This window comes from Streptomyces sp. NPDC005423 (assembly GCF_040606415.1).
Classification (GTDB): Bacteria; Actinomycetota; Actinomycetes; order Streptomycetales; family Streptomycetaceae; genus Streptomyces.
Genome location: NZ_JBEXET010000002.1, coordinates 382,419 through 404,601, shown reverse-complemented (window position 1 = coordinate 404,601; position 22,183 = coordinate 382,419). Strand labels below are relative to the sequence as shown.

Below are 22,183 nucleotides of genomic sequence, written 5' to 3'. Positions count from 1 at the left end.
GTCACCATGGACGGCACCACCGGCACCACCGGCACCACCGGCACCACCGGCACCACCGGCACCACCGGCACCACCAAGCCCATCCCAACCCACCGCATCATCGGCACCACTGACCCCAGCATCAGCGAGGCCGACGGCACCCCCAGTGGCCCCCGCACCCCCCGCCGCCGGGTCGTCGTCGTCGGCTGCGGTCCCACCGGGCTGCTGCTGGCGGGCGACCTCGCCGCCGCTGGTGTCCCCGTCACCCTGGTCGAGAAGCGCCCGCGGAAGATCAGCAACCTCTCCCGCGCCTTCGTCCTGCACGCCCGCACCCTGGAGCAGCTCGACGCTCGGGGCCTCGCCGACGAAGTGGAGGCGGCGGGCCGGCCGCTGGACCAACTCCGGCTCTTCGGCCGCCTCACCGTCGACCTCACCACCCTCCCGTCCCGTTTCCCGCACGTGCTCGTCCTGCCGCAGTACGAGGTGGAGAAGGCGCTGGCGCGGCGGGCGGCCGAGGCGGGGGTGGAGTTCCGGTACGAGACGGAGATGGTCGGGCTGACCCAGACCGCCGACGGAGGTGAGGCCGGGGACGGGAGCGGGGGCGGGGGCGGGTTCGAGGCCGGTGACGGGAGCGGGGGCGGGGGCGGGTTCGAGGCCGGTGACGGGGTGCGGGTCGAGGTGCGGGGGCCTGGCGGGGTGGCGGAGTCGCTGCGCGCCGCCTACGTCGTCGGCACCGACGGGATGCGCAGTGCGGTGCGGGACGCGGTCGGACTGCCGTTCCCGGGGCGGTCGGTGATCCGTTCCGTCGTCCTGGCGGATGTGCGGCTCGCCGAGAAGCCGGACTCCCTCCTCAACGTCAACGGCACCGGTGACGCCTTCGCCTTCATCGCCCCCTTCGGCGACGGCTACTACCGGGTGATCGGCTGGAACCGCGCCCATGACGTCCCCGACAGCGCGCCTCTCGACCTCGACGAGGTCAAGGAGGCCGTCCGGGGCGCCTTCGGGCGGGACTTCGGGATGTACGACGCCCGTTGGATGTCCCGCTTCCACAGCGACGAGCGCCAGGTGCCCGCCTACCGGGTCGGCCGGGTCTTCCTCGCCGGCGACGCCGCGCACGTGCACACCCCGGCCGGCGGCCAGGGCATGAACACCGGCCTCCAGGACGCGGCCAACCTCGGCTGGAAGCTGGCCGCCGTACTCAACGGTCACGCGGACCCCGGCCTCCTCGACACCTACCAGAGCGAGCGCCACCCCGTCGGCCGGGCCGTCCTGCGCAGCAGCGGCGGCATCGTCCGCCTCGCCATGGCCAAGCGCCCCTTGACGCGTGCGCTGCGCGCGGCCCTGACCGGTCTCCTCTCCCATGTCCCCCCGGCCCGCCGCCGGGCCCTCGGCCAGATCACCGGCATCGGTTACGCCTACGCGGCCCCCCGCGCCGCCCACCGCCTCGTCGGCACCCGAGTCCCGGACGTGGCGCTCGCCGGCGGCGGCCGTCTCTACGAGGCCCTGCGCGGCGGCCGGTTCGTCCTGCTCACCCCGCGCGCCGACGCCACGGCGGCCCACGGCACGGAGGGCGACCGGGACGACCGGGGTGACCGCCTGGCCGTGGCGCACTGGGCGAGCGACCGTCGTACGGCCCTGCTGGTCCGTCCCGACGGGTACGCGGCGTGGGCGGCGGACACCGCCACCCCGGCCGGGATCGAAACGGCCCTCGCCGAACACGTCGGTTGAACCGAACGACCCGACCCGACCTCCGCCGACCCCCAACTCACCAACTCGCTAACTCACCTGATCGAACCGGCCAGGCGCGACCCGATCCGACCCGAACCGGCCTGGATGACCTGCCCCTGACCGACCCGACCCGGGGGAGGGGCGCCCCGTACCTAGCCCTGTGTGGCGGCCAGCAACTCTCGTAGCAGGTTGGAGAGTTGGTCGGCATGGTCGGGTTCGAGGGCGGACAGGGCGGCCGTCTGGACCGCGAGCCCCGCGCCGACCGCTTCGTCGATCAACTCCAACCCCTGTTCCGTGAGGGTGACTTGGAGGGCGCGGCGGTCGTGCGGGTCGGGGGAGCGGCGTAGCAGACCGGCCCGTTCCAGTTTGTCGAGGCGGCCCGTCATGCCGCCGGTGGTGAGCATCAGCGTCGCGGAGAGCTGGCGGGGTGAGAGCGTGTACGGCTCGCCGGAGCGGCGCAGGGCGGCGAGGACGTCGAACTCGCCGCGTGCGACGCGGTGCGGCGCATACGCCTTCTCCATCCGGTCGCCCATCGTGCGCGCGAGCCGGAAGATCCGCCCGAAGACCTCCATCGCGGCGGTGTCCAGATCGGGCCGCGCCGCCGCCCACTGCTCGATGATCACGTCGACGGAGTCCCTGTGGTCCATAGGCCGAGTATCCGCCCGCCGGTCGGTCGACCGCCAGAATGTAGCTCGGCGGTAAGTTGCTCGACGGTAAGCTGATCTGGATCATGCTGAAGGCGGCCGGGGCGCTGGATCCGGTCGGTCTCCTCGCCGCGCTCGCCTCCACCGCCTCCCTGTCCACCGGCACCGTGCTGACCAAGTGGTGGGGCCGTCCGGACGGAGTGGGTCCGCTGGCCCTCACCGGCTGGCAGTGGACCATGGGCGGGTTGCTCATCGCCCCCTTCGCGTTCCTGGTCGAAGGGTTACCGCCCGCGCTCGACGGCCGGGCGGTCGGGCGGTCGGCGGATACCTCTACATGGCGCCGGCGAACACGGCGGTCGCCTACTGGCTCTGGTTCCGTGGCGTCGGCAGGCTCACCGCCACCCAGGTCAGCTTCCTCGGCCCGCTCTCCCCGCTGACCGCCGCCGCCGTCGGCTGGGCGGCCCTCGTCCAGCGGTTCACCCCGGTCCCAACTGGCGGGCACGGCAATGGCGTTCGGCGCGACGGTGGCCGGTCAGCTGGGGGCGCGCCCCGCGGCCGTAGACGTGCTGCCCGCGCCGTGATCCGCCGGGCCTCCCGTAGCCGACGCTCCGGAGGGCGCGGGCGGGGCGCTTGGGCGGTAGCGTCACGCGGGACTGCCGTGACGCAACGCCGGAGACGACCGTGGCCGAAGAACCCTGCCCCAGCTGTGGCACACCCCTGGCCGCGCGGGCCGGCCGGACCGGGCGCCGTTCCGTGTACTGCTCCGCCGCCGGCCGGCAGAAGGCGTACCGGGAGCGGCAGGGGACTGCGGACGTCGGGGTGCACGCGTTGATCAAGGAGATAGGCCGGCAGGTCGAGGACCTCGTGCCACAGCCGCCGTCCGTCTTCTCCTCCGGGGTGAGCGAGCTGTCGTCGGCCGTCGCGCGACTGCGGCGGGTGGCCCGCACCGCGCGTGACACTACCCAGGAAACCGTCACACTTTTTTCCGGCACCCCCAGCCCCCCACCGCCCCAGCCCGCGACCCCGGCCACGCCGGCATCCGCGACCCCGGCATCCGCGACCCCGGCATCCGCGACCCCGGCATCCGCGACCCCGGCATCCGCGACCCCGGAACCCGCGACGCCGGAAACCGTCCCGCCCGAACTCGTCACGCCTCTCCCCGTGACGGAAGTCGCCCTCGACGAGAGCGACTTCGCGGCCCTCGTCGAGTCCTATCGGCGGGAGCTCCGGGTGCACTGCTACCGGATGACCGGGTCCTACGACGGCTCCGAGGACCTGGTGCAGGAGACCTTCCTGCGGGCCTGGCGGGCCCGGTCCACCTTCCAGGGGCGGGCCGGCGCACGCACCTGGCTCTACCGGATCGCCACCAACGCCTGCCTGGACTTCCAGCGCCGCACGGCCCGCCGCCCGCAGCGCTACGCACCGCTGCCCGGCATGAACCACGGCGGTGGCGAACCGCCCGCACGCATCACCTGGCTCCAGCCGTACCCCGACGACGAGTTGCCCTCCGCCGACCAGCGACCGGAGGCCGCCGCCGAGTCACGCGAGACGCTGGAGCTGGTCTTCCTCGCCGCCGTCCAGCACCTGCCGCCCCGCCAGCGGGCCGTGCTCGTGCTGCGGGACGAGGTCCTCGACGTGCTCCGGTTCGGCGCCGACGACCGGATCGTGGAGATCACCTCCTTCGAACCGCACCTCTTCCCTGCGTTCGGACTGCCGCTGCGGCTCTGACCGATGAGTCGCGGAGCCGCCGTACGTCTGTATGACCGACCCGAACGTCACCACCCGCTAGGAGATCCACCATGCTGCTCACCGACAAGACCGCGATCGTCTACGGCGCCGGCGGTTCCATCGGCTCCGCGGTCGCCCGTGCCTTCGCCCGCGAAGGCGCCCGGGTGCACCTCGTCGGCCGAACCCGGGAGACGCTGGAGGCGGCGGCCGCTGACCTCAAGGACGCCGAGGTGGCCGTCGTGGACGCCCTCGACGAGGCGGCCGTGGAGGCGCACCTCGACCGCGTAGGGGCCGTCGACATCTCCTTCAACCTGGTCTCGCGCGGCGACGTGCAGGGCCTGCCCCTCACCGAGATGGCCGTCGACGACTACCTGCGGCCCGTCCTCAACGGCACCCGCGCCAACTTCATCACCGCCCGCGCCGCCGCCCGCCGCATGGCCGAACGCGGTTCTGGCGTCGTCCTCACCCTCAACAGCGGCTCCGCGCACGGCAGTCCGATGATGGGCGGCACCGGTCCCGCCGACGCGGCGACCGACACCCTCGTGCGCAACCTGGCGATGGAACTCGGCCCGCGCGGCGTGCGGGCCGTGGGGCTGTGGGCGGCCGGCGTCCCCGAGACCCTCACCGTGGAGAAGCTCGGCCGGATCAACCCCGACCTCAACGAGGCCGTCATCCAGGGCATCCTCGACAACCTGGCCGGGATGCGCATGACCCGCCGCAACCCGACCCTCGCCGAGATCACCGAGACGGCCGTCTTCCTCGCCTCCGACCACGCGGCCGGCATCACCGGCACCTTCGTCAACGTCACGGCCGGGATGTTCCCGGGCTGAGCACCGGCACAGCGGAGGGCGCCCGGCGGAGACCGGGCGCCCTCTTACCGTGCGGCGGGACCGCGACCGCACCGCGACCGCACCGCGAACCGCGACGACGCAGCCCTACGACGCAGCTTTACGACGCTGCCCCTACGACGCTGACGCCGCCGCGTCCGCCGCCTGCGCCTTCAGGGCGCGCTCCACGCCCGAGCGGGACTCCGAGACCAGACGGCGCAGGGCCGCGTTGGGCTCGGCGGTGGCCAGCCACTCGTCCGTCCTGCGCAGAGTCTCCTCGGAGACCTGCACGGCCGGGTAGAGACCGACCGCGATCTGCTGCGCGATCTCGTGCGAACGGGTGTCCCAGACGTCCTTCACGGCCTCGAAGTACCGGTCCGTGTAGGGCGCGAGCAGCTCCCGCTGGTCCATCTGGACGAAGCCCCCGATGACCGCCTCCTGAAGGGCGTTCGCCAGCTTGTCGGACTCCACGACCGACGCCCAGGCCTCCGCCTTCGCCTCCGCCGTCGGGCGGGCGGCGCGAGCGCTCGCCGCGTGCCGCTCGCCGGCGGCGGTCTTGTCCCGCTCGTACTCGCCGGCGATCTCGGTCTCGTCGAACCGGCCGACAGCCGCGAGCCGTTGGACGAAACCCCAGCGCAGTTCGGTGTCCACGACCAGGCCCTCGATGGTCTGCGTGCCCTCCAACAGGGCTTCGAGCAGATCGAGTTGCTCAGGCGTACGGGCCGTCGACGCGAACGCCCGCGCCCACGCCAGCTGTTGGTCGCTGCCCGGCTCCGCGGAGCGCAGATGGGCCAGGGTGGCGTCCGTCCAGTGGGTGAGCAGGGTCTCGCGGGCGTTGGGGTCGGCGTACAGCTCGATCGCCAGCTTCACCTGCCGCTGGAGGGACTGCACGACGCCGATGTCCGACTCCTTGCCGATGCCCGACAGGACGAGGGCGAGGTAGTCGCGGGTCGCCAGCTCGGCGTCCCGGGTCATGTCCCAGGCCGAGGCCCAGCACAGGGCGCGCGGCAGCGACGACTCGAAGTCGCCCAGGTGCTCGGTGACGAACGCGAGGGAACGCTCGTCGAGGCGGACCTTGGCGTACGACAGGTCGTCGTCGTTGAGCAGCACCACGTCCGGCCGCGCCCTGCCCACCAGTTGCGGAACGGCCGTCAGCTCACCGTCCACGTCCAGCTCGACACGCTCCCCGCGCACCAGCTTGCCGGTGGACTCGGCCAGGTCGTACAGGCCGACCGCGATCCGGTGCGGGCGCAACGTCGGCACGCCCTTGGCGCCGGCGGGCAGCGCGGGGGCCTGCTGGCGGATCGCGAAGGAGGTGATGACCCCGTTCTCGTCCGTCTCGATCTCCGGCCGCAGCACGTTGATGCCGGCCGTCTCCAGCCACGCCTTCGACCAGGTCTTCAGATCCCGCCCCGAGGTCTCCTCCAGGGCGCCCAGCAGATCGGACAGCCGCGTGTTGCCGTACGCGTGACGCTTGAAGTACGCCTGGACGCCCGCGAAGAACTCGTCCGTGCCGACGTAGGCGACGAGTTGCTTGAGGACGCTCGCGCCCTTGGCGTACGTGATGCCGTCGAAGTTGACCAGGACGTCGTCGAGGTCGCCGATCTCGGCCATGATCGGGTGGGTGGACGGCAGTTGGTCCTGCCGGTACGCCCACGTCTTCATGGAGTTGGCGAACGTCGTCCAGGAGTGCGGCCAGCGCGACCCGGGGGCGTACGCCTGGCAGGCGATGGAGGTGTAGGTGGCGAACGACTCGTTCAGCCACAGGTCGTTCCACCACTCCATGGTCACGAGGTCGCCGAACCACATGTGGGCCAGCTCGTGCAGGATGGTCTCGGCGCGCAGCTCGTACGAGGCGTCCGTGACCTTCGACCGGAACACGTACTGGTCGCGGATGGTCACCGCGCCGGCGTTCTCCATCGCGCCCGCGTTGAACTCCGGCACGAACAGCTGGTCGTACTTCTGGAACGGGTACGCGTAGTCGAACTTCTCCTGGAACCAGTCGAAGCCCTGCCGTGTCACCTCGAAGATCGCGTCCGAGTCGAGGTACTCGGCGAGCGAGGGGCGACAGTAGATGCCGAGCGGGACGGACTGCCCGTCCTTCTCGTACACGCTGTGAACCGAGTGGTACGGGCCGACGATCAGCGCGGTGATGTACGTCGAGATGCGGGGCGTCGGCTCGAAGGCCCAGGTGTCGTCGCGGGGTTCGGGCGTCGGCGAGTTGGAGATGACGGTCCAGCCGGAGGGCGCCTTCACGGTGAACCGGAAGGTGGCCTTCAGGTCCGGCTGCTCGAACGAGGCGAAGACGCGGCGGGCGTCGGGCACCTCGAACTGGGTGTAGAGGTACGCCTGTTGGTCGACCGGGTCGACGAAGCGGTGCAGCCCCTCACCGGTGTTGGTGTACGCGCAGTCGGCGACCACGCGCAGGACGTTCGGGCCCTCCAGCAGTCCGGCCAGCGCGATCCGCGAGTCCTTGAAGACCTCGTCCGGGTCGAGGGCGTCGCCGTTCAGCGTCACCTCGTGGACCGCGGGGGCGACCAGGTCGATGAAGGACTCGGCGCCGCCCTCGACGACGTCGAAGCGCACCGTCGTCGCGGACCTGTAGGTCCCGCCCTCCTGCGCGCCGGAGAGGTCGAGATCGATCTCGTACGAGTCAACGGTGAGCAGCTTCGCCCGCTGCCGCGCCTCTTCGCGAGTCAGGTTTGTGCCAGGCACGCGGTCATCTCCTCGTTATGTGTGGGTTGCGCCATCCTTCCATGCGCGGGGCCCGGAGTGGGGTGGCCCTCGGGTGCGGACCGCCCGGAGCGGGTGGAGCCGCCGGGAGGACACACGAAGGGGCGCCCGCCGGCATCGGCCTCGCGGCATCAGCGTCGGCGGGCGCCCCTTCGGCGTACGTCCTATCCGGCGTTCAGCTCCGCCGCCACCAGCTCCGCGATCTGCACCGCGTTCAGGGCCGCGCCCTTGCGCAGGTTGTCGTTGGAGATGAACAGGGCGAGACCGTGCTCGACCGTCTCGTCGGCGCGGATGCGGCCCACGTAGGACGGGTCCTGGCCGGCCGCCTGGAGGGGGGTGGGGATGTCGGTCAGGACGACGCCCGGGGCGCCGGCCAGCAGCTCCGTCGCGCGCTCCACCGTGATCGGCGCCGCGAAACGGGCGTTGACCTGGAGGGAGTGGCCGGAGAAGACCGGGACCCGGACGCAGGTGCCGGAGACCTTGAGCGCGGGGATCTCCAGGATCTTGCGGGACTCGTTGCGGAGCTTCTGCTCCTCGTCGGTCTCGTTCAGGCCGTCGTCGACGATCGAGCCCGCGAGCGGGACCACGTTGAAGGCGATGGGGCGCCGGTAGACCCGCGGCTCGGGGAAGTCCACCGCCGCACCGTCGTGGGTCAGCTTGTCGGCGTCGGCGACGACCTTCAGCGCCTGGCCGTGCAGCTCCGCCACGCCGGCCACGCCCGACCCGGAGACCGCCTGGTAGGTGGCGACGACCAGGGCCTCCAGCCCCGCCTCCGCGTGCAGCGGCTTCAGCACCGGCATCGCGGCCATCGTCGTGCAGTTCGGGTTGGCGATGATGCCCTTGGGGCGGTCGGCGATCGCGTGCGGGTTCACCTCGGACACCACCAGCGGTACGTCCGGATCCCTGCGCCACGCCGAGGAGTTGTCGATCACCACGGCACCCTGCGCGGCGACCTTCTCGGCCAGCGCCTTGGAGGTTGAGCCGCCCGCCGAGAACAGCACGATGTCGAGGCCGGTGTAGTCGGCGGTCGCCGCGTCCTCCACCGTCACACCGTCCAGGACCGTCCCCGCCGAGCGCGCCGAGGCGAACAGCCGCAGCTCGTCGAGCGGGAAGGCGCGCTCCGTGAGGATCCTGCGCATGACCGTGCCGACCTGACCGGTGGCTCCGACGATTCCGACCCTCACGGCGACTCCTCTGTCTCTCTTTGTCTGCGTTTGCCTGGCCGAGGCCCTCCCATCATGCGGCCGACCGGGGGCCGCCTGTCCAATTCTTTGCCCCGCATGCCCGAGGCGTGGGACGCCCCCTGGGCTGGTGTGACGTACGACGCCGAACGTTTCCGCGGGCCGCGGCGTCGTAGGAGAAACGCGGTGAGGGGGGTGGCTCCAGGAACGGCTGGGGGAGCGGCTCGCCTCCCTGCGCCAGCCGGAGCACCCTCCTACGAGCCTCTCCACGAGCCCGCGGGCAGCCCCTCCCCGGGCGCTTCCCGGGTCCCCGCCCAGGTCTCCTTCCTCCTCGACGCCGGGGCCGATCCCCGGCCGCGCACGGGCCAGCACGTGCTGGTCGAGGTGGGACGCGGCCAGGAGAACGCGAGCCGGTGGGCCGTGGGCGAGGACCGCGTGGCCGCGAACCGCGCCTGGATCCTGCGGGCCCTGCACGGCTCCCGGCACGTCACCTGCACGCCCGACGCCCCCACCGACGAACCGTGAAGGAGCGGGAAGGAACGGGAAGGGGCGGGCGACCATCCGGAGGCGTGACATAACGTCGGTGCATGCGCGAGGAGTTGAGGGTGGCGGCCTACGCCGTGTGCGTCCGCGACGGACACCTGCTGCTGGCCCGCTGGGTCGCCCGCGACGGCACCCGCCGCTGGACCCTGCCCGGCGGCGGCATGGAACATGGCGAGCACCCCCATGACACCGTCGTCCGCGAGGTCGAGGAGGAGACCGGCCACACCGTCGAACCGGTCACCCTGCTCGGCATCGACTCCATGCGCCGCACCCACTCCCGCCGCTTCGGCCCCGACACCGACTTCCAGGGTCTGCGCATCCTCTACGAGTGCCGCATCACCGGCGGCACGCTGCGCAACGAGACCGGCGGCTCCACCGACCTGGCGGCCTGGCACCCGCTGGCCGACATACCCGACCTGAAGCGGGTCGGCCTGATCGACGCGGGTCTGCGGCTCTGGCGCGAACGGCCGGAGTCGGGCCGTACCGACCTGACCGTGGAGGACTGAGCGCTTCCCGCCTACCCGCGAAGATGAACGCGGAGTAGCCGCCTCCGAGCCGTGCGACGAGCGCTCGCGGACGCACAGGGTGCTCCAAGGTCGACGTACGGTGATCGGCGCCGCGCGTTGCCGTCTCGTTCACGCACAGGCCATTCCCGGTGCCAAGCATCCAGTACGAGCGGGTTGTTCGCGACAGCGATCACCCCGCGCCACTGCCGACGCAGTTCGTACCCGGGGAGATCGCGCCATGTCGCGCACACGCTCTGTCGCCAGCTCCGCGCTGGGGGTCAACCGCCGTTCCGTCCTCGCCGCCACAGCGGCCGTTTCCGTCTCCGCCGGCGTCGGCTACGCCCTGCGGCCCACCGACAGCCAGGCCGCGACCACCGACGCCGAAGCGCCCGTGGCCCAGCCCCTCGCCCAGTCCCGCAAGGCCCCGGCGGCCTCCCTGGCCCCCTACACCAAGGGCACCACCCTGGCGATGGTCGCCGCGCCCCGCAACAGCTCCGGCTACCGCCGTCTCGGCGACGGCCCCGGCTGGAGCCGCGTCGTCCGCGGTGACCTCGCCGCCCCCAAGTCCGGCCGCGCGGGCCGCCGTACGGCACTGGCGTCGTTCGTGCAGTTCACCGACCTGCACCTGATGGACACCCAGCACCCGCTGCGCCTGGAGTACCTCCGCTCGGCCGACCCGCACGCCTGGCGCCCGCACGAGGCGCTCAGCGTGCCCGGCGCGATCTCGCTCGTCGAGCGGGTCAACGCGCTGCGCGGCGCCCCCGTCACCGGCTCCCCGCTGCACTTCGTCATGACCACCGGCGACAACACGGACAACAACGCCAAGTCCGAGCTGGAATGGTTCATGAAGATCATGAGCGGCGGGAGGATCGACCCCAACACGGGCGACCCGCGCCACTACGAGGGCGTCCAGAACAGCGGCCTCAAGCTGTACTGGCAGCCCGACTCGACCGTCCGCGACGGCGACAAGCAGGTCGGCTTCCCGCATCTCAGTGGCTTCCTGGCCGCCGCGATCCGCGAGGTCCGCAGCCCCGGCCTGAACCTGCCCTGGTACTCGACCGTCGGCAACCACGACGCCCTCCCGCTCGGCTGCTACGGCTCGCACGGCGACCCCTACCTCGCCGAACTCGCTATCGGCGGCAAGAAGTTGATGACGCTGTCCGCGGCCGAGTCCAAGAAGCTGCAGAACGCCATCAAGAACGCCAAGGACCCCAAGGGCACCGGCTACCGCGACCTCCTCAAGGCCCACGCCCATGACATGCGCTCGGTCACCCCGGACGAGAAGCGCGCACCGTACACCCCGGCCGAGTACCTCAAGGCCCACCTGGACCCCGCCTACCAGGGCCTCGGGCCGGTCGGCCACGGCTACTCCTCCGCCAACCTCGACGCCGGTACGCAGTACTACACGTTCCGCATCGCCGACGACGTGATCGGCATCAGCGTCGACACGACCGACGCCGGCGGTCACTACGAAGGGTCCATCGGGGCAACGCAGTTGAGGTGGCTGGACAAGACCCTGCGGGACAACAGGGACTCGTACGCGGTGATCTTCAGCCACCACACCAGCAAGACGATGGACAACACCCGCCCCGACCCGGCCCACCCGACCGAGCGCCGCTACGACGGCTCCGCGCTCGTGGCCCTGCTCGGCAGCCACGCCAACGTACTGGCCTGGGTGAACGGCCACATCCACCGCAACGTCATCACCCCGCACTCCGCGCCCGACGGCCGCTCCTTCTGGGAGATCTCCACCGCCTCGCACGTCGACTACCCCCAACTCGCCCGCGTCGTCGAGCTGGTGGACAACAAGGACGGCACACTCTCGGTCTTCACCACCCTCGTGGAGTCCGCCGCCCCGCACCGCACGGACTTCGCCGACCTCACCCAGACCGGTCTCGCCGCCCTCTACCGCGAACTGTCCTTCAACGCCCCGGGCGCCAGCAAGGCGTTGGCGGGCGACGCGAAGGACCGCAACACGGAGCTGGTGCTGAAGAAGGGCTGAACGGGCGGCGATAGGGTGCACGACGCCGGGTGCCGCGGAGGACGGACCCCGGCCGCCACACACCATGGAGGGTGACCCGTGTCCGACACCAAGGCCGAACTCGACCGGCTGATGCGGGAGTTCCTCGGCGCGTTCACCAACACCGGCGGCCGCCGCCCGAACGTCGGGGTCGTCCACGACCTGTTCATCCCGCAGGGAATGATCATCAACAACACCGGTGACGAGCCCGTCCTCCACGACCTCGCCGCCTTCGTCGAACCCCGCGAGCGGATCCTCACCGACGGCACCCTGACCGAGTTCTCCGAGTGGGAGGTCGCCGAGAAGACGGAGATCTACGGCTCGATCGCCCACCGCTTCAGCGACTACCGCAAGTCCGGCCGCCTCGACGGCGAGTGGTTCGAGGGCGCCGGACACAAGGCCACCCAGTTCGTGCGCACCCCCGACGGCTGGCGGATGACGTCGATGGCCTGGGACGACGAGCGCCCGCCAGCGGCCTCCTGAGCCTGCCCCGGTCCGGCACTACCGGGGCAGCACCACGACGTACGTGGCCGGGTCACGGTCCCCGGCCGCCAGCAGCGCCGTACGGACGACCGCCGCCTGCTGTTCCCCGCTGTCGCGCAGCTTCCTGGGCGAGATGTGGACGACCGTGATGCCGAGCCGCTCCAGCAGCTCGCGCTTGCGGGCGTGCTCCGCCCCCAGGGCGTCCTCGTCCTGCCGGGGCGCGCGGGTGTCCAGCTCCACCGCGACCGCCTGCTCCGGCCAGTACGCGTCCAGGCCGCCGAGGTGCGGACCGCCGGGCAGCCGCAGATCGACGTTCCACACCGGGTCCGGCAGCCCGTACTCGCTCACCATCCGGTACAGGCGGTTCTCGGCGAGCGCCCGGCCCTCGGCCAGCAGCGCGTCCACCGCGTCCGCCACATGCGGCCGGCCCAGCAGCCTCGCTTCGTTCAACTCCCGTACCACGGAGGCCGGTTCGCACTGCCGGCCGGCCACCGCCTCGGTCAGCAGCAGACGTACGGCGTTCGCGTCCGCGAGGCCGGCCACGGCGTCCGCGAGGGCGCGCTCCACGGGGGCGACCGGGAAGCCCCGCACCTGCCGGGCGGGCGGCAGGTCGGGGGTGCGGACGATCCGCGCGCACCCCGTCGAGCGCAGTCGGCGCAGCCGGGGCACCAGGACGTCGACGCGCTCCGCGGAGAGCGGCGGCGGGACCGAGGCGAAGCCGTACAGGGCGAGCGCGGCGAGACCGGTGAGCACCGCCTCCGGGTACGCGGGGCGGTGCGGTTCCGCCGAGCCGGGCTGGACCGGGACCGCCGCCGGCCGTTCCCGCGCCGCGTACGCCAGCACCGCGTGCAGCCGTTCCTCGCCGGTGGGCGGTCCGGCGTGCAGCAGGAAGACGCCCGGCAGGAACTGCTGCCAGGGACCGCCCGGCCGGGTGTGCTCGCCCGCCTCGGCGGCCGAGACGCCGTGCGAGCGGAGCTGGCCGAGCGTCAGGACGCGCCGGTGCGCCGCGGAGAGGTGGCTGAGGGGGCGCGGAAACAACGGGGACAATGGGGACAACGGGGACAACGGGCTGTTGTGGTCCATGGGACCGGGTTTCCCGCCCCGGCTCCGCTCCCTAACCGCTGTTGCACGTCCGTCGACAAATCCGGACAAGGCGGGGCTGGAGAGCGGGTGTTCGGATGCCGAGCAGGCGCCGAAAACCCTTGGCCCGACCGGGTCGGACCAGGGGTTACGGGCATGTCCGACCGTATTCGGTAACGGTCACGCGGAGCCCGGCCCCAGGAGCCGGAGCGAGGACCGACCAGAGCCGGAGCCGGACCGGAGAAACCGGCACCGGACCAGAGACCGGACCCGGGTCAGCCGGCCGCTCCCGCGTCGCACGCCTGTGCCCGCAGCCCCCGCGCCAGGTCGTCCCGCGCCTCCAGCACCAGCCGGCGCAGGGCCGGAGCCGCCTCCTCGTGCGCGGAGAGCCACGTGTCCGTCGCCTCCAGCGTCGCCGGGGAGTCCTGGTACGCGGGGAACAGCCCCCGCACCACGTCCATCCCGATCTGGATCGACCGCTCGGTCCACACCCGCTCGATCACCGCGAAGTACCGCTCCGTGTACGGCGCGAGCAGTTCCCGCTGCGACGCCCGCGCGAAGCCGTGGATCGTCGCCTCGGCCAGCGCGTTGGAGAGCGCGTCGGACTCGACGACCTGCGCCCACGCCTGGGCCTTCACCGCCGCCGAGGGCCGCGCCGCGAGACACCGCACCTGGTGCCGCCTGCCGGACGCCGTGTCGTCCCGGGCCAGCTCCGCCGCCAGCACCCGCTCGTCCGCCGCACCGTGCGCGGCCAGCGGCTCCAGGAACGCCCACCGCAGCTCCTGGTCGACCTCAAGCCCGTCGATCTTCGCCGAACCCTCCAACAGGCCCTGCAACAACTGCAGTTCGGCCGGGTCCGCGGCGACCGCAGCCAAGAAGCGGGCCCACGACAGCTGGTGCTCGCTGCCCGGCTCGGCGCGGCGCAGCTCCGTCAGCGCGCCCTCAGCGACCAGCCGGCCGCCGGTCTCCCGCCACTGCGGCGCCGCGTACTCCTCCAGCGCCGACCGCGTCCACGCGTGCAGCATCTGGAGCACGCCGATGTCGGACTCCCGGCCCGCGAACCGCAGCACCAGGCCGACGAAGTCCCGCGCGGGCAGCAGCGCGTCGCGGGTCAGGTTCCACAGCGCCGACCAGCACAGGGCGCGGGCGAGCGGATCGGTGAGATCGCCGAGGTGCGACCGCAGCGTCTCCAGCGAGGTCTCGTCGAAGCGGATCTTGCAGTACGTCAGGTCGTCGTCGTTGACCAGCACCAGCTCGGGAGCGTCCGCGCCGGCCAGCTCCGCCACCACCGTGCGCGGACCGTCCACGTCCGCCTCGGCCCGCGCGTACCGTTCCAGCGCGCCGTCCGCCGTACGCCGGTACAGACCCACCCGCACGCGGTGCGGCCGCAGTTCGGGCCGGCCGGCCGGGGCGACGGCCACCCCGTCCTGGATCACCGTGAGCTCCGCGATCCGCCCCTCCGGCGTCAACAGCACTTGCGGGGTGAGGGAGTTGACTCCGGCCGTCTGGAGCCAGGACCGCGCCCAGGCCGCCATGTCCCGCCCGCTCGTCTCCTCCAGGACCGACAGCAGGTCGCCCAGCCGGGTGTTGCCGTAGGCGTTCCGCTTGAAGTAGCGCCGCGCGCCCTCCAGGAACGCGTCCTGTCCGACGTACGCCACCAACTGCTTGAGTACGGACGCCCCCTTGGCGTACGTGATGCCGTCGAAGTTGAGCTTGGCGTCCTGGAGGTCGCGGATGTCGGCCGTGACCGGATGCGTCGACGGCAGTTGGTCGGCCCGGTACGCCCACGCCTTGCGGCGGTTGGCGAAGGTGATCCAGCCGTCGGTGAAGCGGGTGGCGCCGACCAGCGCGAACGCGCCCATGAAGTCGGCGAAGGACTCCTTGAGCCACAGGTCGTCCCACCACTCCATGGTGACCAGGTCGCCGAACCACATGTGCGCCATCTCGTGCAGGATGGTGTTGGCCCGGCTCTCGTACGACGCCTGGGTCACCTTGCCCCGGAAGACGGCCTCCTCGCGGAAGGTGACCAGCCCAGGGTTCTCCATCGCGCCGAGGTTGTACTCGGGCACGAACGCCTGGTCGTACTTCCCGAACGGGTACGGGTAGTCGAAGTGGTCGTGGAAGAAGTCCAGGCCCTGCTTGGTGATGAGGAAGACGTCGTCGGCGTCGAAGTAGGGCGCCAGACCCTTGCGGCACATCGCGCCCAGCGGGATCTCCAGCGTCGTACCGTCGTCGAAGGTGCGCGCGTAGGTGTCGGTGACGTAGTGGTACGGGCCCGCCAGCACCGCGGTGATGTACGTCGAGATGGGCTTCGTCTCGGCGAACCGCCATACCCCGTCGGCCAGTTCACCGGCTCCGTTGCCCCACACCGTCCAGCCCTCCGGCGCCCGGACCTCGAAGCGGTAGGGCGCCTTGAGGTCGGGCTGCTCGAAGTTGGCGAAGACCCGGCGGGCGTCGGCCGGCTCGTACTGCGTGTAGAGGTAGACCTCGCCGTCCTCCGGGTCGACGAAGCGGTGCATGCCCTCGCCGGTGCGGGAGTACGCGCACCGCGCGTCGACGGTCAGCTCGTTCTCGGCGGCGAGGTCCTCCAGGCGGATCCGGACCCCGTCGAAGACCTCGCCCGGATCGAGGTCCCGGCCGTTGAGCGACACCGAGGTCACCTCCGGTGCGATCAGGTCCGCGAAACTCGCCGCGCCCGGCTCGGCGCAGCGGAACCGGATCGTGGTCACCGACCGGAAGGTCCGCGGCCCCTCGCCGGTCGCGTCGCCCACGGCGGAGCGCAGGTCGAGGGAGACGTCGTACCCCTCGACGGACAGCAGGGCGGCCCGCTCCCGGGCCTCGTCGCGGGACAGGTTCTCACCGGGCACGGAAGCGCTCCCTCGGGTGGCTGATCGGCAAGCGGACAGCACCGATCCTGCCATGGGCCCCTGAGGGCGGGCACTCGGGAATGACCTGGGTGAGGTCGGTGTTGCGACGGGGAAACGGCCGCATCCCGAGGAGAGCCATGTCCGAGACCTCCGCCACCACCACCTCCGCCAGGACCCCCGTCGACTTCTGGTTCGACCCGCTGTGCCCCTGGGCGTGGATGACGTCCCGGTGGGTGCTGGAAGTGGAGAAGGTCCGGGACATAGAGGTCCGCTGGCACCTCATGAGCCTGGCGGTGCTCAACGAGTCCCGGCTCGACGAGCTCTCCGACGAGTACCGCGAACTGCTCGCCACCAAGGCGTGGAAGCCGGTGCGCGTGGTCGCCGCGGCCTGGCAGAAGCACGGCGCGGACATCCTCGGCCCGCTCTACACCGCGCTCGGCACCCGCATCCACAACCAGGGCGAGGGCCCGACCGTCGAGGCCATCGCCGGCGCGCTCGCGGACGTCGGCCTGCCCGCCGACCTGATCGACTACGCCGACCAGGAGGACTTCGAGTTCGACGCCGAGCTGCGCGCCTCGCACAAGGAGGGCATCGACAAGGTCGGCCAGGACGTCGGCACCCCGGTCATCGCGGTCCCCGGGCCCGACGGCGAGCAGATCGCCTTCTTCGGCCCGGTCGTCACCCCCGCCCCCAAGGGCGAGGAAGCGGCCCGCCTCTGGGACGGCACCGTCGCGGTCGCCTCCGTCCCCGGCTTCTACGAGCTCAAGCGGTCCCGCACGAAGGGCCCGGACTTCAGCAACCTCTAGTGCCCTGACCGGAAGGGTTCATCGCCCGGCTCTACGACGACTCGTCGGGCTCGGGGAACGAGTCACCGTCGCGCATGTCGCCGAGCCGTTGAAACCGCAGACAGCCCGCACGGGCACAGCGGTAGTAGGCGGCGAGGCGCGTGTGCTTCGGCTTGTACCGCCGCACGTGTTCCCGCTCCCCGGCGGTCAGCTCCCGGAACTCCTGAAGCGTGCCCCCGCAGTTCAGGCACACCTTGAACACCATGCGCCCCTCCTCGACCGAGCCCCGGCGACCGGACGACCGCCCACGACCCTGCGAGCGTAGGCGCCCACGCGGCCCCGAGGACCCGGAATCCCCCACACCGGGCGCCGCGACACGACCCCGACCACCCCTCGTCGAACCGGCGAGCTGGTGCGGTACGCCCTCGGTGGGGCGGGGGCGGGGGTGGCGCCGGGGAACGGTTCCGTCCGACGGTGGCAGGGACCCCCGCGAGGCACCCGGTCGACGGGCACATGGGGGCGGCCGACGCCACCCGACCGCCGGGGCGCGGCGGACTCACGGATCAGACCCGCTTCGGTGAAGCGGGCGCAGTAGTCGGTGACCGACGCGGGGGAGAGCCCGGTCAGCCTCGCGATGGTGCTGCGGGCCACCGGCCCGTGCTCCAGCACCGACCGCAGGATGACACTCGCGTTGGTGCGCCGCCGGTCGCTGTCGGCGGCGCGGGGAACGGGGGAGGGAAGAAGGGGTGCCGCGGTACGGGGCATGGGGAACTTCCTCCGGAACGGGTCCGACAGTGCGCCGTCTCGGATGTCGAGGCGCGCCGGAGCCGCTCCGCCCGCCTCAGCGGCGGAGACAGGTGTCCGTGGCCTGGCGTCGCAGGTCGACATAGCGACGCGCCGCGAGGTTCTGGGCTTGGGCGACGATGTGGTCGAAGCTAGCAAAACGGCTCACCGCTGCCCAGACGGCGACCGACGGGCGAGACGGCGGCCCCTCGCCGCGGACGGCCACGTGACCGGAGTCACGCCGGAGCGCGTGTAAGCGGCATCCTTTGTGCGGAGCCCACCAACTCCCCGATCAAGCCTTTGTCGAGCGCTGACGGTGATCCGCTCAAGGGCCCTGGGATAGCGTCACGGTGTCCCCCCGTACCCCGTCAACCTGCGGAGTTCCCTTGAGTACCGTCGCCACCGGCCGACCGGGTCAGGTCCTCGCCGACCTGCTGCCCTCCCCCACGCTCCGCGCTGGCGGTGCCCTCACCCGCGTCAGGGACCTCGCCCTCGTGCTCGGCGGCGCCGTGCTCACGGGCCTCGCCGCGCAGCTCTCCGTGCCCGTGCCGGGCTCCCCGGTGCCGGTGACCGGACAGACCTTCGCCGCGCTGCTCGTCGCCACCTCGCTCGGCGCCGGCCGCGGCTTCCTCTCGCTCGCGCTCTACGCGCTCGCCGGTCTCGCCGGTGTGCCGTGGTTCGCCGGCGGTACCTCCGGCGCCGGCGCGTCCTTCGGCTACATCGCCGGCATGCTGCTCGCCTCCGCCGCCGTGGGCGCGCTGGCCCGGCGTGGCGCCGACCGCTCCGTGCCGCGCATGGCGGCCACGATGCTGCTGGGCGAGGCGATCATCTACGCGGTCGGTGTGCCGTACCTGGCGTTGAGCCTCCACCTGTCCGCGAGCGCGGCGATCGCGGCCGGTCTCACGCCCTTCCTGCTCGGCGACGCCCTGAAGGCCGCCCTGGCGATGGGCGCGGCCCCCGCCGCCTGGAAGTTCGCCAACAAGGGTTGACAGCAGGGGAGTTGGGGAAGTGGGCCGTCGGGTATTCCGGCTGGAACACCCTCACGACGGAGGGCCGGGGCGCTGTGATCGCGCCCCGGCCCTCCGCTGTTCGCAGGCCGACTGCGAACCGACGAGCCGCGAACGGGCCGGCCCCGCGTCGGCGGCCTGCGAACCGACCGCTCCGCGCCGGCCGCCCCAACTCGTCAGACCTGGAGCCGACCCGGTCGGCGCCGCGTCCAGTACAGGCCCGCCGCGCCCGCCGCGAGGAGGGCGGTGCCGGCCGCGCCCAGCGGCAGGACGTCGTCCCCGACCCCCGTCTTGGGCAGCGTGTCACCGCCGGGCGCCACCGGCTTGTTGTCGGTGCCGAGCAGCAACGGGGTGGCCGGAGCGTTCGGCGACGGGTTCGCCGTACCGAACGGCACCGGCCCCTGCTGCCAGAACGTCTTCTTGCCGTCGGCGGACACCACCGGCAGACACATCTTCCCGGCCCTGCCCAGGTCGTACGTCGCGGCGACGGCGTACGACTTCGAGCCGCCCGCCGCAAGAGAGCCGACGGAGCATGTGTAACCGCTGTTGGAACCGGTCGGCAGATCTTTTGCGGCGATTTCCGAACAGCCCGGCACCCGCGTGATTTTGAGGCCGTCGAAACCGACCACCAACAGGTTGACCTCGCCGCTTTTCTTGGTCCCTTCGTTCTTCACGGTGGCGGTGATCGCCGTCTTCTTCGAACCGTTGTCGACAGAGATCTTCTCCGGCAGTGAAGTGGTCAGCTTCACTCCCGCCGGAGCGGCGTCCACCGCCTTTCCACCCTTGCCGCTCCCCGGTCCCTGATCGTCCGCGGTGGCACTGGACGGAAGGATCACCGCCACCGACAAAGCCGCCGTGACCAGCGATCCCGTGATGGCCACAGCTCGACGAGAACTCATGTTCGCCCCCTTGTGTTCCCCGGTTCTCCCCCCGGGACCGCGCCTGAATTCGCGGTACTTGAAGAGGTACCACAAGATTTCTCCGCACTATGCTGGTAGGGCATGAAGTGTGACCATCGAGTTTCCGATGGTGTGCGGGCGGGGACTGCTGGGGCGATTGTTGAGGGGGTGCGGCGCATTGCCGGGGAATACGAGAGACGGTGGTGTTCCAGGGCTGCTCGTGACAGGGCGCTATCGGTTGGCAGAAAGTATCGGACAGGGGGGAATGGGGCGGGTGTGGCGAGCCGCCGACGAAATGCTCGACCGGCAGGTCGCGGTCAAGGAAATGCGCATAGACGGACTCGACGCGGAGGACACCCGCACCCGCCGTGAGCGCACCCTGCGCGAGGCCCGGGCCACGGCCCGCATCGACCACCCGAACGTGGTGCGGGTCTACGACGTCGTCGACGAGGGCGAACGCCTGTGGATCGTCATGGAGTTGGTGGTCGGCCGCTCCCTGGAACGCACGCTGGCGGAGGACGGCCCGCTCGTCCCTGAGGAGGCGGCCCGGATCGGATTGGGCCTGGTGTCGGCGCTGCGCCAGGTGCACGCGGGAGGCGTCCTGCACCGGGACATCAAACCCGGCAACGTGCTCGTCGAGAGCCGGGGCCACCGGGTCGTCCTCACCGATTTCGGCATCGCCGCGATCCAGGACGCCAAGGCGCTCACCATGGTCGGCATGCTGGTCGGCTCGCCCGACTACATGGCTCCTGAGCGGGTGTCGGGCCGCCCTCAGGGGCCCCCGTCGGACCTGTGGTCCCTCGGCGCGACACTCTGCGCGGCCCTCGGCGGACGCTCCCCCTTCTCCCGGGACACCACCCTGGCGACCCTGCACGCGGTCCTCTACGAGGAGCCCGAACTCCCGGAGACCGCAGGCCCGTTGACCGACATCCTGGCCGCCCTGCTGGAGAAGGAACCCTCGGTCCGGCCCGGCCTCGAGGACCTGGAGAGCGCGCTGACGCCGATCGCGCATCCACCGCCCCCTCCCACGCTCACGTCCACTCCCACACTCGCGCACGAGTCCGCGCCCACACCCACGCCCGAGCCCGATTCCACGCCCACGCCCACGCCCAGGCTCATGGCGACGGTGGCTGAGGGCACCCCCTCATCGGTGGCCCCCGAGGAGTCGCCCACCCCCGCTTACCTGGACCCGTCGCTCGTCCGCGCGGCCCGCGACCCGCGCCGGCCCGCGACCCCGCCCCACCCCGACCCCGACCCCGACCCCGACTCCGACGCCGGACCCGGCCCCGTCGAGGACGCCGTACCACCCCAACTTCCCTCCACCGCGCAGGAGTCGGCGAGCACCTCCGGCCGAGCCGCCTCCGAACTCCGTTCCGGCTCCGGCTCCGAGGCCTCCGCCGCCAACCTCCGCGGAGCGGCTCCGCGCCCGCCCGGCGTCTCCCTCGTACGCGCCGGGGCGGTCACCGAGCCCCAGGCCGCGCCGGTACCCGCACCGGCACAGCCGCCCCCGCCCGACACCCGTCCGGCCCGCGTCCCGGATCCCGCTCCCCCGCAGACCGAACTCCCCTACCCCGTAACGCCGTTGGCCCGGCGCCGTCCTGGACGCCGTAGCGCGCTGATCGCCGCGGCCGGGGCGGTGGCCGTTGCCGGGGCGGTGGCGGGGGTCGTCCTGGCGACGGGGGGCGGCGGACCGGCCGCCGGCCCGCACGCGGGGCCCTCCTCGCGGGCGGCCTCCGTCAGCGCGGCGGACGCCACCCCGACCGGCGGCCCCTCGTCCACCGTGGAGGGCACCGCCCGGCCGCCCAGCCTCCCGGCGGGAACCCACCGGGAGGCGGGAGGGTTCGCCTGGGCGACCCCGGTGGGCTGGCGGCGCGACCTGAAGACGGGTTCCGAGGTCCACTACACGTCCCCCGACGGCGGCCAGGAACTCGTGGGGAAGTCCTCGCTGGCCCACGGCGACCTCATGGAGACCTGGGAGACCTCGGAGCGGAACGCCCGCCAGGGCGAGGACTACCGGAAGATCCGGCTGGAGCGGACGACGTTCCAGGGCCGGCCGGCGGTCGTCTGGGAGTACACCTTCACGCTCAAGGGCGTGGCCTGGCACGCCCGGCTCCTCGGCTTCGACGCGGCGGGGAAGTCGTACCAGGTCAGCACCTGGTACCAGGAAGCCGTGGCGAGCCGGGCGCTCAAGGTCTACGACAGGGTCGAGGCGAGCTTCCTGGTCCTGTGAACGCGGGCGGTGTCGCCTACGGAGACCTGCCCGGCCGGGTGAGCCGTGCCCCGCACGGACGATGACGAGGGGAGTGCGGGTCGGCCCGGCGAATCGGAGGTAAGGGGACTTCGCGCACCTCGGAATCCGGATTGTTCCTCGGGATTCTTCGAGGATTGAC

17 protein-coding genes and 2 pseudogenes are annotated in these 22,183 nt (G+C 72.1%); 11 read left to right on the top strand and 8 right to left on the bottom strand.

What is annotated here, in order from left to right; genetic code table 11:
* Positions 1-6: 6 nt before the first annotated feature.
* A complete protein-coding gene (locus ABZT12_RS05645; protein ID WP_356377723.1) occupies positions 7-1,707 on the top strand; it encodes an FAD-dependent monooxygenase in 1,701 nt (566 codons plus the stop codon).
* Between the two features lie 152 nt (positions 1,708-1,859).
* Here the strand turns inward: ABZT12_RS05645 and ABZT12_RS05640 are convergent, their stop codons facing one another.
* Positions 1,860-2,354, bottom strand: a complete 495-nt coding sequence (locus ABZT12_RS05640; RefSeq protein ID WP_356377720.1) for a MarR family transcriptional regulator — start codon at positions 2,352-2,354, stop codon at positions 1,860-1,862.
* A gap of 80 nt (positions 2,355-2,434) precedes the next feature.
* Here ABZT12_RS05640 and ABZT12_RS05635 point away from each other — a divergent pair.
* From ABZT12_RS05635 to ABZT12_RS05625, 3 genes and pseudogenes are all read left to right on the top strand, one after another.
* Positions 2,435-2,932, top strand: a pseudogene (locus tag ABZT12_RS05635) (EamA family transporter); the annotation flags it as partial.
* A gap of 100 nt (positions 2,933-3,032) precedes the next feature.
* A complete protein-coding gene (locus tag ABZT12_RS05630) occupies positions 3,033-4,079 on the top strand; it encodes a sigma-70 family RNA polymerase sigma factor (protein WP_356377717.1) in 1,047 nt (348 codons plus the stop codon).
* A gap of 71 nt (positions 4,080-4,150) precedes the next feature.
* Complete coding sequence (locus ABZT12_RS05625; RefSeq protein ID WP_356377715.1) at positions 4,151-4,909, top strand: SDR family oxidoreductase; 759 nt, start codon at positions 4,151-4,153, stop codon at positions 4,907-4,909.
* A gap of 132 nt (positions 4,910-5,041) precedes the next feature.
* Here the strand turns inward: ABZT12_RS05625 and pepN (ABZT12_RS05620) are convergent, their stop codons facing one another.
* Together pepN (ABZT12_RS05620) and ABZT12_RS05615 are read right to left on the bottom strand one after the other, a co-directional pair.
* A complete protein-coding gene (pepN, locus tag ABZT12_RS05620) occupies positions 5,042-7,621 on the bottom strand; it encodes an aminopeptidase N (RefSeq protein ID WP_356377712.1) in 2,580 nt (859 codons plus the stop codon).
* 182 nt (positions 7,622-7,803) lie between these two features.
* Positions 7,804-8,823 (bottom strand): aspartate-semialdehyde dehydrogenase, encoded by a 1,020-nt coding sequence (locus ABZT12_RS05615; RefSeq protein ID WP_356377709.1) that lies wholly within the window; start codon positions 8,821-8,823, stop codon positions 7,804-7,806.
* A 369-nt stretch (positions 8,824-9,192) separates the two neighbouring features.
* Between ABZT12_RS05615 and ABZT12_RS05610 the strand changes: the two genes are divergently transcribed.
* The 4 genes from ABZT12_RS05610 (at position 9,193) to ABZT12_RS05595 (ending at position 12,372) form a co-directional block, all read left to right on the top strand.
* Positions 9,193-9,345, top strand: a complete 153-nt coding sequence (locus ABZT12_RS05610; protein WP_356377706.1) for a hypothetical protein — start codon at positions 9,193-9,195, stop codon at positions 9,343-9,345.
* Between the two features lie 62 nt (positions 9,346-9,407).
* Complete coding sequence (locus ABZT12_RS05605; RefSeq protein ID WP_356377703.1) at positions 9,408-9,869, top strand: NUDIX hydrolase; 462 nt, start codon at positions 9,408-9,410, stop codon at positions 9,867-9,869.
* A 238-nt stretch (positions 9,870-10,107) separates the two neighbouring features.
* Positions 10,108-11,871 (top strand): TIGR03767 family metallophosphoesterase, encoded by a 1,764-nt coding sequence (locus ABZT12_RS05600; RefSeq protein ID WP_356377700.1) that lies wholly within the window; start codon positions 10,108-10,110, stop codon positions 11,869-11,871.
* Between the two features lie 78 nt (positions 11,872-11,949).
* Positions 11,950-12,372, top strand: a complete 423-nt coding sequence (locus ABZT12_RS05595; protein ID WP_356377697.1) for a DUF4440 domain-containing protein — start codon at positions 11,950-11,952, stop codon at positions 12,370-12,372.
* Positions 12,373-12,390: 18 nt separating this feature from the next.
* On the opposite strand, the gene ABZT12_RS05590 is transcribed toward ABZT12_RS05595, so the two are convergent.
* Positions 12,391-13,455 (bottom strand): hypothetical protein, encoded by a 1,065-nt coding sequence (locus ABZT12_RS05590; protein WP_356377694.1) that lies wholly within the window; start codon positions 13,453-13,455, stop codon positions 12,391-12,393.
* A 272-nt stretch (positions 13,456-13,727) separates the two neighbouring features.
* A complete protein-coding gene (gene pepN, locus ABZT12_RS05585; protein WP_356377691.1) occupies positions 13,728-16,319 on the bottom strand; it encodes an aminopeptidase N in 2,592 nt (863 codons plus the stop codon).
* A 137-nt stretch (positions 16,320-16,456) separates the two neighbouring features.
* On the opposite strand from pepN (ABZT12_RS05585), the gene ABZT12_RS05580 reads away from it, so the two are divergent.
* Positions 16,457-17,125 carry a DsbA family protein gene (locus ABZT12_RS05580; protein ID WP_356377688.1) on the top strand — a complete coding sequence of 223 codons (669 nt, stop codon included), beginning with the start codon at positions 16,457-16,459 and terminating at the stop codon, positions 17,123-17,125.
* Positions 17,126-17,156: 31 nt separating this feature from the next.
* On the opposite strand, the gene ABZT12_RS05575 is transcribed toward ABZT12_RS05580, so the two are convergent.
* On the bottom strand, positions 17,157-17,369 hold the full coding sequence (locus ABZT12_RS05575; protein WP_356377685.1) for a hypothetical protein: 213 nt from the start codon (positions 17,367-17,369) through the stop codon (positions 17,157-17,159).
* A gap of 236 nt (positions 17,370-17,605) precedes the next feature.
* Positions 17,606-17,869 (bottom strand): annotated as a pseudogene (locus ABZT12_RS05570) (winged helix-turn-helix domain-containing protein); the annotation flags it as partial.
* Between the two features lie 404 nt (positions 17,870-18,273).
* On the opposite strand from ABZT12_RS05570, the gene ABZT12_RS05565 reads away from it, so the two are divergent.
* Complete coding sequence (locus ABZT12_RS05565) at positions 18,274-18,876, top strand: biotin transporter BioY (RefSeq protein WP_356377682.1); 603 nt, start codon at positions 18,274-18,276, stop codon at positions 18,874-18,876.
* A gap of 194 nt (positions 18,877-19,070) precedes the next feature.
* Here the strand turns inward: ABZT12_RS05565 and ABZT12_RS05560 are convergent, their stop codons facing one another.
* Positions 19,071-19,793 (bottom strand): LPXTG cell wall anchor domain-containing protein, encoded by a 723-nt coding sequence (locus ABZT12_RS05560; protein WP_356377679.1) that lies wholly within the window; start codon positions 19,791-19,793, stop codon positions 19,071-19,073.
* A gap of 238 nt (positions 19,794-20,031) precedes the next feature.
* Here ABZT12_RS05560 and ABZT12_RS05555 point away from each other — a divergent pair, with 238 nt between their 5' ends.
* A complete protein-coding gene (locus tag ABZT12_RS05555) occupies positions 20,032-22,023 on the top strand; it encodes a protein kinase (protein ID WP_356377676.1) in 1,992 nt (663 codons plus the stop codon).
* Positions 22,024-22,183 lie beyond the last annotated feature (160 nt).